Genomic DNA, 18,871 nt, shown 5'->3' with positions numbered 1-18,871 from the left:
GGCGGCTTCTTCACGCCGAAGGTCCCTTGAGAAAGATCGTCGCCAGCGGCGGCAGCGTCAGCGACAGGGAGAAGGGTCGGCCGTGCGCCGGCACGGGTTCGCTCGATACTGCGCCGTTGACGAGGCCGGAGCCGCCATATTCCCGCGCATCCGTCGTGATCTTCTCGATCCACACCCCTTCCTCAGGCACGCCGATCCTGTAGCCGTAACGCGGCACGGGTGTGAAATTCGAGACGACGAGCACCGAGGAGGAACGATCAGAGGAATAACGCAACATGCCGAGGACGGAATTGACGGCGTCGTCGGCCGCCGCCCATTCGAAGCCCTCGGGATGGAAGTCGCCGAACTGCAGGGCCGGCTCCTGCCCGTAGAAGACGTTCAAATCCCTGACCAGGCGCTGCAGCCCCGCATGTGAAGGCCGGTCCAGCACATCCCACGTGACCGATGCGTCGTGGTTCCATTCGCTGGGCTGGGCGATCTCGCCGCCCATGAACATCAGTTTCTTGCCGGGATGGCCCCACATGAAGCCGAGGTAGCTGCGCAGATTGGCGAATTTCTGCCATTCGTCGCCCGGCATCTTGGTCAGAAGCGAGCCTTTTCCGTAGACGACCTCGTCATGGGAAAGCGGCAGCATGAAGCGCTCGGAATAGGCATAGATCATCCCGAAGGTCATCGTGCCGTGGTGGTAGCTCCGGTAGGCGGGATCTTTTTCGATATAGCTCAGGCTGTCATGCATCCAGCCCATGTTCCATTTGATGTCGAAGCCGAGCCCGCCCTCTTCGGGCGGTTTGGTGACACCAGGCCAGGCCGTCGATTCCTCGGCGATGACAATCGCATGCGGGCAGCGCTCGTGGACGATGCTGTTCAGGTGCTTGAAGAATTCCACCGCCTCCAGGTTCTCGCGGCCGCCATATTGATTGGGAATCCATTCCCCCTCGTTGCGGCTGTAGTCGCGGTAAAGCATCGAGGCCACCGCATCGACGCGCAATCCGTCGACATGATAGCGTTCGAGCCATTCCAGGGCGCTGGCAATCAGGAAGCCTTTCACCTCGTTGCGGCCGAGATTGTAGATCAGCGTGTTCCAGTCGCGGTGAAAACCCTCGCGCGGATCCTCGTGTTCATAGAGCGCGCTGCCGTCGAAGCGGGCGAGACCCCAGACGTCGGTCGGGAAATGGGCCGGCACCCAGTCGAGAATGACGCCGATGCCGGCGCCATGGCAGCGATCGACGAAATAGGCGAAATCTTCAGGCGTGCCGTAACGGCCGGTCGGGGCAAACAGTCCGAGCGGCTGGTATCCCCAGGAGCCTCCGAAGGGATGCTCCATGATCGGCAGCAGCTCGATATGGGTAAATCCCATCTCGCTCGCATAGGGAACGAGCCGCTGGCTGAGTTCGACCCAGTCGAGCGATCGCCCGCCATTCCCACGCAGCCAGGAGCCGGCATGTACCTCATAGACCGACATGGCGCCCTCCAGCCCGTCGCGCCGGGGCCGGTGCTTCATCCAGCCGTCATCGGTCCATCGAAACGGCGTCGACGATGCGACGATCGAGGCGGTGGACGGGGCGGCCTCGCTTGCTCTCGCCACCGGATCGGCCTTCTGCGGCAAGCACGTCCCTTGCGCGTCGATGATCTCGAATTTGTATCTCTCGCCGGGCGCGAGCCTCGGAACGAACAGTTCCCAGACGCCCGCCGATGATCTCAGCCGCATCGGGTTTCGCCGTCCGTCCCAGGCGTTGAAGTCGCCGACGACCGAGACGCGGCGCGCATTCGGCGCCCAGACCGCGAAACGAACGCCCGCGACATCGTCGATCGACATATCAACCGCGCCGAGCGTCCGGCTCAGGCTATAATGCGTGCCCTCGGAGATCAGATGGAGGTCGAGCTCTCCGAGCAGGAGACCGAAACTATAGGGGTCCTCGGTGATCTGCTCTGCATCCGGCCATTTGATCCGCAGCCGGTATCCCATCCTTGAAGCCGTCGCCGCAAACAGGCCGGAAGGGTGGGCGATACTGAAGGGCGTCACCACCCTGCCGCTCGCCGCATCGATGAGATCGACCGCTTCAGCGCCCGGCAGATAGACGCGCACGATCGTCATGCCGCCGCTCTCGTGCGGACCGAGGATCGAGAAAGGATCGCCGTGGCGTCCCTCGATCAAGGCCCAGAGCGCGTCATGTCCGATGCCTGAGAGAAGTTCCGAGCGTTCGACATTCATGCCTTGCCCCCCGTCAGACGCGATAGGATTTCGGTAAGGCCGGAGAGCGGGATCGGCAGCCATTTCGGCCTGTTGCGGGCCTCATAGGCGATCTCGTAGGCGGCCTTTTCGAGAAGAAAGGCATCAAGGACCCTCCGTCGTTGATCGGTCGGCATGGCAAGCGCCTTCGACGCTGAGACCGCCTGCCAATAGGCGCCGAGAAACGCCGCCTCGGCATTGCGCCCGAAACGGGCGATGGCCTCGCGGCGGACTTCGTTCTCGTGCTCCGTCACCGCGTCGTTTTCGAGCTGGGCAGTGGCGACGAGATAGCTCAGCGATCTCAAAAGCCCGGCGAGGTCGCGCAGCGGAACCGTCTTGGCCCGGCGCTCGGCGAGATTTTTCGCAGGCTCGCCCTCGAAATCGATGATGACGGCATCGCCTTCGCTGACGAGGATCTGGCCGAGATGGAAGTCGCCATGGGTGCGCGTCATCAGCGTGCCGCGGGCAGCTTCCGCCAGCCTCGCGGCGAGCTCGATCAGCTCTGTGCGACGCTCGAGAAGCGGCGCGGCCAGCAGGTCGACGGCGGGATCGGCGTTTTCCTCGCGTTCTGATAGTTTCGACATCGCATAGGCCATCTCGCCCGCAACCGCCCTCTTTATCGCCTCGACCTCACCGTCGCCGGCGACGACGGGACTGAAGGCCTCGTCCGCATTCTCCCCGGCAAGGACGACATGCAATTCGCCCAATCGGAGGCCGACCATGGCAACGAAGCTGATCAGCGACTGGAAGACGTCGTCTCCCGGCTCGACGGCCGGGTCATTCAACACGAGTTCGTCGGCGGCGCGGCGCAGATTGTTCAGCATCCAGTTCCAGGCATCGCCCTGGTTGCGGACCGCGCCTTGGACGATGATCAAGGTCGAACGGCGCCCATTGGAATCGGTATGCGCGACCTCGCCGAGCAGGGGCGCCGTGTGGTCATAGCCGGCGCAGGTCAGAAACCGCGTCATCTCGACCTCCGGATGAATGCCGGGAAAGATATGCCGGATCAGCTTGATCATGGCGATGTCGCCCACGATCAGCGAACTGTTGGATTGTTCGGCCGAAAGCCAATGAACCGGCATGTGGTCGTTCACCTGTAGGCGGTCGAGCCGCTCGGTACCGAGAAATTCGAGGGTACCGGTGCGCCCGGTGATGCGCGAGCGGTCGGCAAGCCCGCGCAGGATGCCACGGGCCATCCGCTCCACGGCAAACCCATCCGTCAGGAAGCCGACCCGCCTGCCCTGGCGAACCCGCCCGAGCGCCAGTTGCTGGGTCAGCGCCGATGGCTGCGCATCGTCCCAGGCGACCGTCAGCGGCAGCTGGTAGGATTCGCTGTGATCAGGCAGCACCGCCTCCAACTCGCCGAGAACGACGCCGTCGGCGTAGGGGATTGGCGTTGCCGAGATCAGCCGCGCTGCTTGAAGCGGCTGGTCCTTGGCGCCGAACCATCGCCGCCTGGCGAGGTAAGGAGGCAGAATTTCGTTGCTGAGGACGCGCGCATGCCCGGGTTCGTCGACGAGATCGAGCAGGCCGCGGCGGATGACCATCGTCACCAGATCGGGAAGCTGTTCCGGCGGGGCGGTGCGCCATGCCGGCGGGTCGGCATCGGCCGCCAGCTGGAACCAGAAGAAGCCGTAGGGCGGAAGCGTCAGCAGATAGGTCAACTGGCCGATCGGAGGAAAGGGGGACATGCCGGTCAGTTCGATCGGCACGCGGCCCTCGAAGCTCGACAGGTCGAGTTCGACCGCCTGGGGCAGTCGCGACAGGTTTGCGACGCACATCAGGGTCTCGCCATCATATTCCCTGAGATAGGCGAGGATCTTTCGGTTCTCGGGGGAAAGGAAGCGCAGCGAACCGCGCCCGAAGGCCGGATGCCGGCCGCGCAGCGCCAGCATCTTGCGCGTCCAGTTGAGCAGCGAATGGGCATCCGTGCTCTGCGCTTCGACATTAACAGCCTCGAAACCGTAGAGCGGATCGGCAATCAACGGTAGGACGAGGCGCGCCGGGTCCGTCCGGGAAAAGCCGCCGTTGCGGTCGGGAGACCATTGCATCGGCGTTCTCACCCCATCCCGGTCGCCGAGATAGATATTGTCGCCCATGCCGATCTCGTCGCCGTAATAGATGACAGGCGTTCCCGGCATCGAGAGAAGAAGCGCGTTCATCAGCTCGATGCGGCGGCGGTCGCGCTCCATCAGCGGCGCGAGCCGTCGCCTGATGCCGAGATTGATGCGGGCGCGCTTGTCGGATGCGTAGGTTTCCCAGAGATAGTCGCGCTCGGCATCGGTCACCATTTCAAGCGTCAGCTCGTCGTGGTTGCGCAGGAAGATCGCCCATTGGCAATTCTCGGGAATTTCAGGCGTCTGGCGCAGGATGTCGGTGATCGGGAACCGGTCCTCCTTGGCGATCGCCATATACATGCGCGGCATCAGCGGGAAGTGGAAGGCCATGTGGCATTCGTCGCCGTCTCCGAAATATTCGCGCGTGTCTTCCGGCCACTGATTGGCTTCGGCAAGCAGCATGACGCCGGGATGGGTGGCGTCGAGGGCGGCGCGGATGCGCTTCAGGATCGCGTGGGTTTCCGACAGGTTTTCGTTGATCGTCCCCTCGCGCTCGACGAGGTAGGGAATCGCGTCGAGACGAAAGCCGTCAATCCCGGTTTCCAGCCAGAAGCGCATCACCTTCAGCAGCTCCTCCATGACGAGCGGACTGTCGAAATTCAGGTCAGGCTGGTGGGAATAGAAGCGATGCCAGTAATAGGCGCCGGCGACGGCATCCCATGTCCAGTTCGATTTTTCCGTATCGAGGAAGATGATGCGCGTTTCCGGGAACTTCTGATCGCTGTCCGACCAGACATAGAAGTCGCGCTCCGGCGATCCCGCCGGCGCCTCCCTGGCGCGCTGGAACCAGGGATGCTGGTCAGAGGTGTGGTTGATGACGAGTTCGATGATGACGCGGATATTGCGCTGGTGAGCGGCATCGACGAAGGCCCGGAAGTCCTCCACGGTCCCGTAGTCGGGGCTGACATTGCCGTAGTCGGCGATGTCGTAACCGTCGTCGCGGCGCGGTGAGGGAAAGAAAGGCAGGAGCCAGATGGCGTTGACGCCCAGGGCCGCGATGTGATCGAGCTTCTGGTGCAGGCCGGCAAAATCGCCGACCCCGTCGCCATTGGCGTCGTAGAACGACTTGATGTGCAGCTGGTAGATGATCGCATCCTTGTACCAGAGCGGCTGCTCGGTGCTACCGGGATTCATCGTGTCCATTCATGCCTCCGCTGCGCGAACGCGCCAGATCGCAAAAGGCAGGATCTCAGGATTGAGACTGACGCTCTGCCTTTTGCCGGTCCACTTGAAACGATGCCCGCCGACCAGATCCTCGACCTCCAGCGTGCCGCCGTCCCCGAGCGACCAGTGCCAGAGCGGCAGCTCGACGTCGCTTTGCTGGAAATGATGGGGGTCGAGGTTGATCGCGATCAGCAGGACATTGTCGCGGGCACGGCTCGCCTTCTCGAAGAAGAGGATGTTGTCATTCCAGGCGTTCAGCAGCGTCAGCCCGAGATGCGAGTGCAGGGCGGGATTTTCATTCCGGATGCGATTCAGCATCCTGATTTCGGCGATGATGTTGCCCGGCCGGTCGTAATCCCAGGCACGGATCTCGTATTTCTCGCTGTCGGCATATTCCTTGCGCTTGGCGTCGGGACGCCCCTCGCAAAGCTCGAAACCGTTATAGACGCCCCACAAGCCCGAAAGCGTGGCGGCAAGGGCCGCGCGGATCAGGAAGGCCGGGCGCGGCGCGTTCTGGAGAAAATCAGGATTGATGTCGTGGGTGTTGACGAAGAAATGCGGGCGGAAGAATTCCTTCGGCGCCGCCTCCGTCAGCTCCCGCATATATTGCTCGAGCTCCCACTTGGCATTGCGCCATGTGAAGTAGGTATAGGACTGGGAGAAACCGATCTTCGCCAGACGGTACATGACCTTCGGCTTGGTGAAGGCTTCCGACAGGAAGACGACCTCGGGATGGCGCGCCCTGATATCGCCGATCAGCCATTCCCAGAATGGGAAGGGCTTGGTGTGCGGGTTGTCGACGCGAAACAGTTTGACGCCCTGGTCTACCCAAAGCTGGATGATGTCCCGGAGTTCTACCCATAACGGGGGCAGCGCGTCTTTCGTGTAGAAGTCGACGTTGACGATATCCTCGTATTTCTTCGGCGGGTTTTCCGCATATTTGATTGTGCCGTCGGGGCGCCAGTCGAACCAGCCGGGATGCTCTTTCAGCCACGGATGATCCGGCGAGGCCTGGATGGCGACGTCGAGCGCAATCTCCAGCCCATGCCGGCCCGCCTCCTCGACCAGCCGGCGGAAGTCCTCGAAATCGCCGAGCTCGGGATGGATGGCATCATGGCCGCCCTCCTCGGAGCCGATGGCATAGGGGCTTCCGGGATCGCCGGGTGCGGCCTTCAGGCTGTTGTTGCGCCCCTTCCGATTGGTCGAACCGATCGGATGGATGGGCGGGAAGTAGAGCACGTCGAAGCCCATGTCGCGGATGGCGGACAGTCTCGGGATGACGTCGTCGAAAGTGCCGTGCCGGTTTGGATCGCCGCTCTGCGAGCGCGGAAAAATCTGGTACCAGCTGGCGAAAGCCGCCGCCTTGCGCTCGGCATCGACCGCACTTGCCGAGGAGCGAAGCCGAAACGGCCGCCTGTCGGCCCTGTTCATCAGCGCGGATGTCGCGGGATCGAGCAGGATCGCCGTGCGCTCGGAATCGGAGCCGTTTTCGAGACTGTCGATGATAGCCTGCAACTGGACACCGAGCGCTGCCGGCGCCTCGGCTTTCGCGGCGCGCACGAGGTTCAATCCCTCCTGAAGCTCCAGCTTCAGGTCAAGCCTCGCGTCGTTCTTCTTGGTCAATTCATAGCGAAAGATCGCGAACGGGTTCCTCCATGCCTCGACCGCGAATTCGTAGCGCCCGACGCGTTCCAGCAGGAATTCGGCGCGCCAGCGGTCATTCTCGGCCAGTTGCATCTCCGTCTCGTTCCACTCCGCCAGAGCATCGAGCGGCCGCCAGCAAAGGACCGCTGTGATCGGGTCGTGGCCGTCTGCGAATATATCCGCCTCGACGGTGACGATCTCTCCGACGACACGCTTGACCGGAAAGCGCCCGTCGTCGACGCGCGGCATGATGTTTTCGATGGCAAGCCGCGGCGAGACTATCGCCTGCTCGGCATCGAGGGTGGGCCTCGATGTGAACGGCGCCGGCGCCTTGCCTTCGATGACCAGGGTCTCCCCTGCCCGCAGACGCAGGGCCGCGCCGTCGGCGGTGACGGGCAGAAAACCGGAGGCGGCCTCGCGAAGCGCCGTGACCGGCGCCGGCGCACTGCGCCTGAGGTCCCGGTTGAGCAGGATGAACCGCACATTCGACGCGCTGCGCAGATCCTGTGCCTCCGATTGCAGAAGCGCCGAAACCGGCCCATTGGCGTTGCGGATCAGGCGAAGCGCCGGCGCGCGTTTATGGTCGGCTTTGCCGATCTCGGTATTGGCGACGCGAATTTCAGAGGAGATATCGAAGGCGAGATCATGGCGCAGCTTCCGCAAGCCGGAGCCGTCGCCATATGTCGGATCAAGCGGCGTCGCCGCACCATATTCGAAGCCCATCGGAACCATGAGGCCGCCGCCGAGCGAGGCGGCAAGGCGCAGCGCTCTGATGGCCCGCCGCTCGAGAATTTCACGGCTCTCGGTTCCATGCGCGATGCGCCGGGCGAATGGCGGTTCGGGAAAGGCGATCTGCCAGCCGAACGGTTGTTGGACGCTATGCTCCTCGACAAACCATCTCTCGTCGAGATCCCACCAGGCCATCGATGAAAAACATCCGGTGAAACCGGCATCCGCGATCGCGCTCCTCACCGCAAAATCGGTGCCAGGCGTCCAGGCGAAGAACTGCGCCTCTGCCTTCTCGCGCGCGGCCGTAATCAGGGATTTGAACAGCGCCGGCGAGGCGCGATCAATCCCCAGCACCCGGTAACCGGAGAGGCCGAGGTCGGAGAGCCGCCGCAGCCGTTCGGTCCAATCCGCCAGCAGTTGCGATTGGCGCTCCGCTCCCATGTCATTCATCGGCTCTGCCGGGTCCAGCGGCGAGCACCTCGGGTCGACCGGACGGAAATCCGCTTGCGGATCTCGGGCTTTGCCGTCGAGCATCACGTCCATCATCAAACCGACGCCGCTCTTGCCGGCGGCCTCCGCGAGCCGCGCTATTCCATCCTCGACCGCGCTTCCAAGCGACAGGTCAGGATCGAGACGATCGAAATCCCGGGAGGCGAATACGCTGATGCCCCCGCCCCGATCGAAGAGGGGCGCCGTCAGCACCCGATCGAAACCGATATCCGCCGCATGGTCGAAAACTTCGCGCCATGCATCGATGCCCTGGAGAAGTAGCGGATTGACGTAATAGATCCGGGGTGGGGTGCTGCGCACACCCTGGTTCGCAGAGAATAACATCGGCCGCCGCCTCGAGTTGCTTTTCAGACAAACTACCTTCGGCGGTTGTTGTTCCACCGAATCCGCCGAAGTGCGGCAAAGCGAAAAGTGCCCGACCCAGAAGCCGCCGGATCGAGGGAACGCGATTAAAGGCAACCGGTGATACGCAGAGCGCTTGAGATTTCGTACCGTATCCGGCTAATTTCCACCTTCCCGGGAGATGATCATTTGGCTGCCGACGACACATCCATACTTCGATCGATACTCTTTGCCGCAACGTTGTCCGGATGCGTCGCGTGCCTCGCCTCCTGGAGCATCGAGACCGATCGTTCCACGCACGAGAAGCACGGCCTGTTCGAAATCCGCGAGGAAGCCAGGCGCTTCATCGCGCAAGAAAATGCTCGGGAGCTTCAGCAATGGGACGTGCTGGAGCCCAACGCGAAGGTGCTGGTTCCCCGCTGTGCGGTGCCCCTCCAGGCACAATGGACGCCGAAGAGCCTCGGACGCTCGCAGCCCAGCGTGATGGTGATCTGCACAGCGGCCGTGCCGAATACCGTGATGAAACGCTGGGATGTGCATGTCCCCGTGAAGCGGAAGCCGGGACTGACATCCCACTCCCTACGTTGACAAATTGTGTAATTTACGTATTTTACACATTGTATACGAGAAGAGGAAAATGGCCCCGGCACTGAGAGTTCCCGCGACGATATTTTCTCGCAGCTTCGCACGATATCAGGACGAGGCGATGACCGGAAAGGTGATTGAAGTCACCAGCCACGGGCGGGTCATCGGCGGCTATCTCTCAGCGAGCGAACTTGAACACTACCTGAGCCTGAAACGCCGGGAGCGCGAAGTTCTCGTTGTCGGAGAGTTGGACGACGAGACGATTTCAGACATGGAAAACGCTCAATACGGCGTTGCGCCGGAGTGAAATTACCCCAACCTGCGCCGGGCTTGGTGGTCAGATACTCGTTTCTCTGGAAAGAAGACTACGACAAGGGAAAATACGAAGCCTCCAAGGACAGGCCTTGTGCGATCATTCTTGCGACCAAGGTGAAAGATACGAAGGCCATTCAAGTCGTTGTCGTGCCTATCACCCACTCGGAACCTGACCAGGCCGACCAATCGGCATCACTAGAGATGCCGGCTGCAATCGCAAAGTCGCTTGGCCTGGATGCCAAACGGCATTGGCTGCGGCTAACCCAGCTGAACCGCTTCATCTGGCCCGGCTATGATCTGCGCCCACTGCCTGATGTGTCGCGTCGATTACGGGTTCATCCCCGAGGCGTTCTTCAACCAGGTCAAAGCTGCGATCATTGCAGAAAACAGCAAGAGGAAGCTCTCTTTCACACCGCGAGACGATTAGCCTCGGCGTGTCTTAGGCGCTTCATCACACGAGCAAGACTTCATATATCTGAGTGAAATCACCGCGATTGCAACAGAGGCAACCAGACGTGGATCCATCGGTGGAATTGTGCTCCTATCCCGGACTTGACGAGCGGATCGTGATCGTCAGGGCGGGTGACGAAGTGGACGGCGTGTTCGTTCGGACGGAGAGGTTCAATGTCCTGATCGATACGCTCGGCACGCCGGAGCAATGCAAGACGGCGCTCGATCTGCTTGGGATCGATGCTCGGCCATTGATCGTCATCAATTCGCACATGGATTGGGATCACTTCTGGGGCAATGCCGCCATTGCCGGGCGTGCGCCGATCATCGCCCATGCCGCGGCACTCGAGCGCCTGCGTGATCCCTCCACGCAGCAGGTCCTGGAAGACAAGGTGAGCCAGGATTCCCGGTTTCGCAATGTCGAACTCATCGGTCCCGACATCACCTTCTCCGGCTCGATGGTTCTGAACGGCGGCGATCTGACGCTGGAACTCATCCATACTCCGGGACACACGCCCGACCATGTCGCCGTCTGGATTCCAGAACTTCGCACCTGTCTTGCCGTCGATGCGGTGGAATATCCCGTCCCCGAAGTCTGGAGCAGACGTGCCGATGATCTTCGCCTGCTCCGTTCCTCGCTGTCGCGCATCCGCGACCTCAATGCAAGGCTTGTCATCCCCGCACATGGCCAGACATCTTCGCCTTCGACTGTGGATGAGAACCTCGCCTACTTCGAAGCCCTGGCCGATCGCGTCGGCGATCTGAGCGAAAGCCGGCTTGCAGACCCGCAACTCGGCAGCGCCAGCGGATTCCGGCTCGAAGACTTCGTCGCCATGGCCGACAGGATGCCTGACGATGTAGCCACGTTCTACCGGAACTGCCATGAGACGAACCTTGGCGCCACGGTTCAGGCCCATATCGAAAAGCTGAAATCCACATAGAGGGATCGCACGCGGGAGGGCGATGGCGTGAAACAGTTGGAGGGCGGACGAACCGGGCAGATCTGGCGCAACGGCGATACTGTCGTCAGGCCGTCGGGCGCATGGACGCCGACGGTCCATCGGTTCTTGCGTCATCTCAGGCGCACGGGCTTTCAGGGAGCGCCTGAACCCATCGAGATATCAGGGGAAGGCCAGGAGGTCGTCAGCTACGTCGCCGGGCGGGTCTGCGAAGACCTTGGCGATCCCTCTGTCGGATCGGAGCGCATGCTGATTTCGGCGGCCAGGCTTCTCAGCGATTTTCATTCGGCATCTGAAGGGTTTCTGGAAGTGGATGACGAGGTCCAGACCTGGATGCTGCCGCCACGGGAGCCGCGCGAGATCATCTGCCACGGCGACTATGCGCCTTACAACATCGCCACCGTAGATGATGAGGCGGTCGGGATCATCGATTTCGACACCGCCCATCCCGCGCCGCACCTGTGGGATCTCGCCTATGCGGTCTATCGCTGGGCGCCTCTCTCCGATCCCGCCAATCCCGGCGTGGCCTTCAGCCTCGACGAACAGTTGCGGCGGGCGCAAATCTTCTGCACCGCTTACGGCGCAACCGCGGAAGAACGACGCGATCTTCCCGAGACGATCCGCGGACGGCTCCAGGCGCTCGTGGATTTCATGCTGGCAAGCGCCGCAGCCGGAGACGAAACCTTTACGGAGGACGTCGATGCCGGGGACGCCCGGCTTTATCTCGGCGACATCACCTATATCGGCAGGCATCGGGACCGGCTGCTGGATGCACTGCGCTGATTAAAGCCACTTCTTGCGGCGGAAAAAGCCGAAAAGGCCAAGGCACAGCACGGCGATAACGCCGAGCACGACAAAATAGCCATACTGGAATTTCAGTTCCGGCATATCGCTGAAGTTCATGCCATAGATGCCGGCGATCGCGGTGGGAACGGCTAGGATCGCCGCCCAGGCGGCAAGCTTGCGGGCAATCGCCGTCTGCTCCGTCTGTCCGATCATCACGCTAGCTTCGAAGGCGAAGGCAAGGACCTCGCGCAAGGCGTCGATATCTTCCTGGACCCGGCGCACGTGATCGGTCACATCGCGAAACAGCGATTGGAGCGTCGGATCCATGCCGGGAAGATCGATGTGCTCGTATCGCCGGCAGACATCGACCAGCGGCACCACGGCGTTGCGCAGCCGCAGGAGCTTGCGCCGCAACAGGTAAAGCCGCTCGATGTCGGACTTTCCCAGCTGTTCGCGCAGCACCAGATCCTCGAGCTTCTCGACTTCCTCCTGCACCACCTCGATGACGGGCATGTAATTGTCGACGATGAAATCGAGGATCGAATAGAGGATGTAGTTCTCGCCGTGGGCAAGGGCGGCGGGCGTCGCCTCGCATCGTTGCCTCACCGCCAGGTAGGAGGAGGATTCTCCGTGACGAACGGAGACGACATAACCGCGGCCGACGAAGAGATGCGTTTCGCCGAAGATGATTTCGTCGTCCTTCATGTGGGCGGTCCGGGCGACGATGAACATCGCGTCCCCATAAATCTCCAGCTTCGGACGCTGGTGGGGCTGCGCCGCGTCCTCGATCGCCAGTGGATGGAGATTGAACTCGGCCTGGATCTGGTGCAGCAGCATTTCATCCGGCTCGTGCAGACCGATCCAGACGACGGCGTTCTCCCGGTTTCGCCATTCGCCGGCTTCCTCGATCCTGATGTCGCGAATGCGCTGCCCATGCTCATAAACGGCAGCAGCCACGACACCGGGGCGTTGTTCAAACCGAGGCGACGCCGAAGCGCTGCCTTCCCGTGCGGGAACACTTTCCAGATCCTTCAGCCGTTCCAATCTGTGCTCCTCCCCGTTTACGGGATCGCATATCCGCGGCTCCCGCAGTCATGCATCCGCGACCAACGCCGGTCGGACGTTTTGCCGATCATAATGCTATTTCGTAAAACAATCATCCGTCTCGGCGCGAGCGGTCGATTGACCGTCCCCTGCCCGGAAAAGCAGGGAACCGATAGCCGAAGGGTAGAGCGCTTCCTTCTTTACCCGTCGCGACCTGAAAGCCATGCGCGAATATCCTCCAGCGAACAATAAAGGATCGAAGCGTTATCTCGCGACGGTATAAAGCCCCAATCTTGCCAGAATCGCTCAGCTTCTTCATCGGTCGCCCGTACGACGATGGCCCGCCCACCGACGATATCGGCTCCGGCAACGCAGCGAAGAAAGGCATCCTTCACGAGCGCCGATCCGATGCCTTGGCCCTTGTAGCGGCTATCTACGGCCAATTGCCCGATCAAGAGGCATGGAATTGGATCATGCGGACGTCCTGTCCTGATCTTGCGAGGCACGATGTTGGGTTCGATGACGGTTGGTGCGAGGCCGTATTAGCCGATTACCCTATCGTCGTCATAAACGACGAAGGTGCGGGTAAATCCACGCTGCTGGTTCGACCCTGCAAAGTTCTGCAACCAAGAATCCAGTGGCGGCTTGCCGCAAGAGAACCCCTGAAGTCGGTGACGCCCGTCGAGAAGTCCAACATTCGACAGCACCACCGGTCAGTTTTCCCATGGCGCCTTGCGCTGCAAGCGCTCTGCTACTTTCGGCGGCGGTGCAGAGGGCGCAGCTTCGATTGCTGCAACAAAGGCATCGAAAGCATCCGGAGATAGGCGGATAACGCTTTCACTCAGGATCGCCATCTGCGCCTCATGCACCGCGGCGCGTCGCATAAACTCCGTGCGTGAAAGACCGGTGAGCGCTGCACCACGGTCAACGACTGCCAGATCATCATCGCGAAAGCGCATCGATACTGGTATTTCCTTGCGGGGAGCAGTGTTTGCCATGGTTTTCCTCATGCGGCATCCGGAGAGAAATGTAACGCGGAACGCAATACGTCGGAATGCGCTTCGTCAATTTCGGTTCCTGTCATCGACGACGATGCATCGATAGACGGTTTTTGCGCCATTTGGACATCCCTGCGCAAAAAGGCGCTGGGCTTGGCGGCAAGGTGGTAAACGGCATTTTAGGTCCTGCGCAAATCGTTAAATTTTTTTTGGTAGAAATCTCCCTATCAATCCGGCCTGAAGCCGGAGTTTCGATTGAGGGTTTTCTATGCGCCGACCAAACATCAAATCGAGTTTGTTGTTGATTTTCAGCGGCATAGCTCTTCTTTTCGGTCTTGTCGCCTATCTTGCGGTCGACGGCCTTCGCAATACCAACGGCTCGACCGAGGAAATTGCGACCCGTTGGCTGCCGAGCGTGCAGGCTTCGCAGACGATCAATCTCAACATGACGAATTTGCGCCTCGCCTACCGCGATCACATCATCGCGCAGACGGAGCCCGAAAAGAAGACGCGCGAAGAGGCCATCGCCAGCGCCGAGAGCACGATCCGCAAGTCGGTGGACGCCTATATTCCGCTGATCTCGTCTGACCGCGAGCGCGACCTGCTGAAGACGATCAAGGAAAGCGTGGAAGGCTACATCGCCAGCAGCGCGCAACTGCTCGTCCTTTCCCGCGCCAACAAGACCGAGGAAGCCGGGAAGTATCTGGGCGGAGAGATGCGCGCCTTTTCCGACAAGCTCAAGGAAGCCACGGCGACGCTGGTCGAATTGAACGTCAGCGGCAGCAACCAGGCCGCCGAGCTCAGCAAGACGGTCTTCGCCTCCATAGAATTCTACCTGCTTGCCGCGATCGGCTTTGCCGGATTGCTCGTTCTCGGTGCGGTATTCTTCGTGCTGACGGGCATTGCCAATCCGATCATCGGCATCACCGCCGCGATGCGGCGGCTCGCCGAAGGGGACACCGCTTCGGAAATTCCGTTTGCCGGCCGCGCCGACGAGATCGGATCGATGGCGGAAGCGGTGGAGATTTTCCGCCAGGCCGCGATCACCAACAAGCGGATGGCAATGGAAGCCGATGCAAGCCGCAGCCGGACGGAGGCCGACCGTATTGCCGCCCAGAACCAGGCGGAAGCCGACGCCTCGGAACGGCTGCGCATCGCCACCTCGGGGCTTGCGGCCGGCCTGAAGCGACTGGCCGACGGCGATCTCGCCTTCCAGCTCAACGAGACCTTCGCACCCGATTTCGAGGCGTTGCGCCACGACTTCAACCAGTCCGTCACCCAGCTCGGCGCAACGCTGAGAGCGATTTCCGAAAGCATCGGCACGATCGACGAAGGCACGCGGGAAATCTCCTCGGGTGCAAGCGATCTTTCCAAGCGCACGGAGCAGCAGGCGGCTTCACTCGAGGAAACCGCCGCCGCATTGGAAGAGATCACCGCGAACGTGTCCAACTCCACCAAACGGACCGAGGAGACGCGCAAGGTCGCCACCGAGGCAAATCACAGCGCCGTCATCTCCGCTGACGTCGTTTCCCATGCCGAAGAGGCGATGGAACGCATCGAGACCTCGTCGCAGCAGATTTCCAACATCATCAGCGTCATCGACGAGATCGCATTCCAGACCAATCTGCTGGCGCTCAATGCCGGCGTGGAAGCAGCGAGAGCCGGCGAAGCCGGCAAGGGCTTTGCCGTCGTCGCCCAGGAGGTGCGCGAACTCGCCCAGCGCTCGGCAAGTGCTGCCAAGGAAATCAAGGGGCTGATCCAGAATTCTTCGAAGGAAGTGGAAAGCGGCGTCAAGCTCGTGCGCGATACCGGCCAGGCGCTCAAGACAATCGGCGGCTTCATCACGCAGATCAACCAGCACATGGATTCGATCGCAACCTCGGCGAAGGAGCAGTCGATCGGTCTCAGCGAAGTCAACGGCGCGGTCAACCGGATGGATCAGTCCACGCAGCAGAACGCCCATATGGTGCAGCAATCGACGGCGGCATCCGACTCGCTGGCGCAGGAAGCCCAGAAGCTTCGCGAACTCGTTGCCCAGTTCAGGCTCGACGATGCGGGCTTCAGCCAATCGGCAGCCCTTCGCTCGACGGCAAGATCGATGGCGCAGCCGGCAGGCCGAACAGCCATCCATGCGGCTGCCGGGCGTCGCTGAACGGCAGCCTGCACCAATCGCCACTCGTAAACCTCATGTGAAGGCGCCCGGCAATGCCGGGCGCCTCTCGTTTGTCAGGACGCGAAGGCCGGATTGCGCCGGGCGCCCATCCTCAGCACGAAATAGATCGCTCCGCCGATGCCGACGCCGAAGAACCAGCCGTAGGTGCCCCACCAGTCCGGAAGGATGCTGGTGAAGGTCGGCAGGATGGAGGAGAAGAGTGCACCCACCACAAATGCGATGAAGGCGCTGGCGTGCCATCCGTTCTGGAAGCGGAACTCGCCGTTCTCATGGTAGAGCGCCTCGACGTTCAGCTGGCTCTTCCGGATGAGATAGTAGTCCACCATCATGATGCCGAAGATCGGTCCCATCGTCGATCCGATGAAGTTGACGAAATGCGCCGCACCCGTCTCCCAGGGAGCAAACGGATAGAGCACGAGAGCGATCAATGCGGCGATGTATCCGCCGCGTTTGAAATTGATCTGGCGCGGGAAGACATTGGCGAAGTCGAAGGCCGGCGACACGAAGTTGGCCACGACGTTGATGCCGAGCGTTGCGATCGCGAATGTCAGCGCGGCAAGCAACGCCAGGAACCAGCTTTCGAATTTCGCCGATATCATTTCGGGATGCAGCAAGACCTCGCCATAGACCGTGAAGGCGGCCGTGGTGGTGACGCCTGCGACGAGGCAGAAGGCCAGGAGGTTGATCGGCAGGCCCCAGAGATTGCCCTTCCGCAGCGCCTTTTCGCTCGTCGCGTAACGCGAGAAATCGCAGAAATTCAGGTAGAGTGCAGCGAAATAGGTGATCCAGGTGGCGGAGACGGCGGCAAGCGCGGCAAAGGAACCAGGCTCGCCCGGCACGCCGGCATCCTTGGTCTTTTCGATCAGCACGTCGCGCGGGATCTCGGAACCGAAGGAGAAGGTGCCTGATTTGACGACCAGATAGACCGCAAGGATCAGCATCATGATCCAAACGGCCGGCCCTGCCCAATCCTGGAACTTTCGGACCGTCTCCATCCCGCGCTGGATTATCAGCAGCTGCAGCGCCCAGACGATGACATAGCAGATGACCTCCAGCGTCGAATGACCGAGCAGGTGGCTGTTCTGGTGGAAGGCGAGCAGGCTTTCGTTGCGGATCAGCAGGGCGACGATGGCGCCGGATGCCGCAGCCGTCTGCGCCCCGTACCAGAAGCAGGCGACCACCGCCCGGACCAGTGCCGGAACATTGGCGCCGAACGTGCCGAAGGAGGCGCGCGCCAGCACGGGAAAAGGCACGCCCGTGCGCACGCCCGCATTGCCGACCAGGCTCATCAAAAAGAAGATGACGAGAGAGCCGATACCGATGGCGATGACGAAATTCACGAAGCTGCCGCAGAGCAGGAACAGGCTCGCCGCCAGATAATAGCCCCACAGGCTGTGGACGTCAGACGTCCAGACGTTGAAGATGCTGAATGCACCCCATTTGCGCTCCGCGGCGGGTGCAAGATCCTCGTTATGCAACGAGGGAGACGGATTTCGTATGCTCATGAATGCCCTCCCATGTCCTCATGGTCAAATTCGACCACAGGCGGAAGTCTGCTCTTCATTTATGCATCTGACAATTTAATAGTCACATTATGCACATGCTCTTTTGAAGGCGATTATTGCGAACCAACGACGCGCCCGGCCAGACGGAATGGGCTTGAGATGGCGGCACCCGCGGCATCGAAGACGAAGGCGCCGACATCTCCTGGGCTCGAACGCTTGCCGTTTTCGAAGCTGGCAATCTGTGCGCCGAATTTAACAAGTGATGCATAACGGTCGTGCCCCAATCCGTCGGACGCCTGGATCGACGTGATGTCGATGACCCGAACCCTTTCCTTCAACGCGGCCTCCCGAATGACGGGATCGTCGACATCGAGCCGTCCGACGCGCGCCCGCTCCTCGGCGATGAAACTCGAAGCGACGAGCGCCCCGTCGTCTTTGGAAACGAGAAGGGAGATCGGGACCGGCATCTGGCCGATATCCGCCAGCTGGGACCGGAAGACATCGACGTCTATATCGGGGGCGGCAAGCACCACAACCAGCTTTCCGACGACATCGTCGCGGTGCTGCAGCTTGAGCTGGCGCACCGTCTCCATCACCAGGAACCCGCCCATGCTGTGCCCGAACAGGATGATGCGCTTTACCTTGCCTGAAGCGGAGAGCGATGTGACGAGGGAATTGAGTTCGCTGCGGGAGAAAAGTGCTGCATCGCGATCGGCGACATATCCGGTGACGGATGCGGCCGAAGGCCAGGAAAACAGGATCGGCGCGCCCTGTATGTTGGCGTCCGCGGCGATCTGGGCGGTGCGATAGAGCGCCTCCTGATAACTGTAATTGTAGCCATGCACGAAGATGCCGATGGTGCCGTCCGCCTGCACGGAGGCGAGCGCCTGCTGCACGAAAACGTCCTTCGGCAGCTGCTTGCGCTCGACGACGGCAAATTGCCGTTCCGGATCCGGCTTCGTCGTCGGATATGTGATGGCGGTATCCTTCCTGCCGGGAGGAACCGAAAACGCGTACTCCTCATAGGTCAGCTTCTCGGCCCACGTGCCGCCGAAGCCGCCCCGCACAGTGTCGGGAGTTCTGTTGGTCGCAACGAGCACGCTCACCCTGTCCGGGGCCGCTTCGGAACCAACCGGCGCGCTCAGATGAACGGGCTTGAGGACTTCAGGCGATGGTCTCGTGGTGCAACCCGTCAGCATCGCCAGGCCGATCGCGAAGATGATAGCAGGAACTGCCTTCAGCTGCCGGGGGCGTTCTTTCGTCATCGATCCGTTCCCCCTGGGGACCAAGGGCTCCCGGGCGCATCGGCCCATTTCGTTT

The 18,871-nt window shown here is 61.4% G+C and carries 13 protein-coding genes; 5 read left to right on the top strand and 8 right to left on the bottom strand.

Translation table 11 applies throughout. From position 1 onward, the window contains the following. Positions 1–10: 10 nt before the first annotated feature. Genes glgB through EFD55_RS08535 form a run of 3 tightly spaced genes read right to left on the bottom strand, consistent with a single transcriptional unit; the run spans position 11 to position 8,718 of the window. Positions 11–2,212 carry a 1,4-alpha-glucan branching protein GlgB gene (glgB, locus tag EFD55_RS08545; RefSeq protein WP_125844296.1) on the bottom strand — a complete coding sequence of 734 codons (2,202 nt, stop codon included), beginning with the start codon at positions 2,210–2,212 and terminating at the stop codon, positions 11–13. After that, a complete protein-coding gene (gene treS / locus EFD55_RS08540; protein WP_125844294.1) occupies positions 2,209–5,490 on the bottom strand; it encodes a maltose alpha-D-glucosyltransferase in 3,282 nt (1,093 codons plus the stop codon). The genes glgB and treS overlap by 4 nt, the downstream gene beginning before the upstream one ends. Continuing rightward, entirely contained in the window at positions 5,491–8,718 is a 3,228-nt protein-coding gene (locus EFD55_RS08535) for an alpha-1,4-glucan--maltose-1-phosphate maltosyltransferase (RefSeq protein WP_125844292.1), read from the bottom strand. Positions 8,719–8,946: 228 nt separating this feature from the next. Here EFD55_RS08535 and EFD55_RS08530 point away from each other — a divergent pair, with 228 nt between their 5' ends. The 4 genes from EFD55_RS08530 (at position 8,947) to EFD55_RS08510 (ending at position 11,828) form a co-directional block, all read left to right on the top strand. Further along, positions 8,947–9,324: a hypothetical protein gene (locus EFD55_RS08530; RefSeq protein ID WP_125844607.1), complete on the top strand. Its 378-nt coding sequence runs from the start codon at positions 8,947–8,949 to the stop codon at positions 9,322–9,324. Positions 9,325–9,373: 49 nt separating this feature from the next. Further along, the gene (locus tag EFD55_RS08525; protein ID WP_125844290.1) at positions 9,374–9,628 is read left to right on the top strand and encodes a hypothetical protein; all 255 of its coding nucleotides are present in this window, start codon (positions 9,374–9,376) and stop codon (positions 9,626–9,628) included. Positions 9,629–10,151: 523 nt separating this feature from the next. Next, complete coding sequence (locus EFD55_RS08515) at positions 10,152–11,027, top strand: MBL fold metallo-hydrolase (protein WP_125844288.1); 876 nt, start codon at positions 10,152–10,154, stop codon at positions 11,025–11,027. A 27-nt stretch (positions 11,028–11,054) separates the two neighbouring features. Further along, positions 11,055–11,828 (top strand): phosphotransferase enzyme family protein, encoded by a 774-nt coding sequence (locus EFD55_RS08510; RefSeq protein ID WP_125844286.1) that lies wholly within the window; start codon positions 11,055–11,057, stop codon positions 11,826–11,828. Here the strand turns inward: EFD55_RS08510 and corA are convergent, their stop codons facing one another. The 3 genes from corA to EFD55_RS08495 form a co-directional block, all read right to left on the bottom strand. Continuing rightward, entirely contained in the window at positions 11,829–12,875 is a 1,047-nt protein-coding gene (gene corA / locus EFD55_RS08505; protein WP_125844284.1) for a magnesium/cobalt transporter CorA, read from the bottom strand. It lies immediately after the preceding gene. Between the two features lie 200 nt (positions 12,876–13,075). Continuing rightward, positions 13,076–13,381, bottom strand: a complete 306-nt coding sequence (locus tag EFD55_RS34285) for a GNAT family N-acetyltransferase (RefSeq protein ID WP_376774097.1) — start codon at positions 13,379–13,381, stop codon at positions 13,076–13,078. A 207-nt stretch (positions 13,382–13,588) separates the two neighbouring features. Then, positions 13,589–13,873 (bottom strand): type II toxin-antitoxin system TacA family antitoxin, encoded by a 285-nt coding sequence (locus EFD55_RS08495; protein ID WP_125844282.1) that lies wholly within the window; start codon positions 13,871–13,873, stop codon positions 13,589–13,591. Positions 13,874–14,141: 268 nt separating this feature from the next. On the opposite strand from EFD55_RS08495, the gene EFD55_RS08490 reads away from it, so the two are divergent. Next, a complete protein-coding gene (locus EFD55_RS08490) occupies positions 14,142–16,025 on the top strand; it encodes a HAMP domain-containing methyl-accepting chemotaxis protein (protein WP_125844280.1) in 1,884 nt (627 codons plus the stop codon). 74 nt (positions 16,026–16,099) lie between these two features. On the opposite strand, the gene EFD55_RS08485 is transcribed toward EFD55_RS08490, so the two are convergent. Together EFD55_RS08485 and EFD55_RS08480 are read right to left on the bottom strand one after the other, a co-directional pair. After that, positions 16,100–17,551, bottom strand: coding sequence for an NCS1 family nucleobase:cation symporter-1 (locus tag EFD55_RS08485; RefSeq protein ID WP_125844278.1), 1,452 nt, complete (start codon positions 17,549–17,551; stop codon positions 16,100–16,102). 113 nt (positions 17,552–17,664) lie between these two features. Continuing rightward, positions 17,665–18,816 carry an alpha/beta hydrolase gene (locus EFD55_RS08480; RefSeq protein ID WP_125844276.1) on the bottom strand — a complete coding sequence of 384 codons (1,152 nt, stop codon included), beginning with the start codon at positions 18,814–18,816 and terminating at the stop codon, positions 17,665–17,667. Positions 18,817–18,871 lie beyond the last annotated feature (55 nt).

Origin of the sequence: Rhizobium pisi, assembly GCF_003938655.1 — a bacterium.
Taxonomy (GTDB): domain Bacteria; phylum Pseudomonadota; class Alphaproteobacteria; order Rhizobiales; family Rhizobiaceae; genus Rhizobium; species Rhizobium pisi.
Note: the sequence above shows the minus strand (reverse complement) of the source record. Positions and strands in the feature narration are given on the sequence as shown.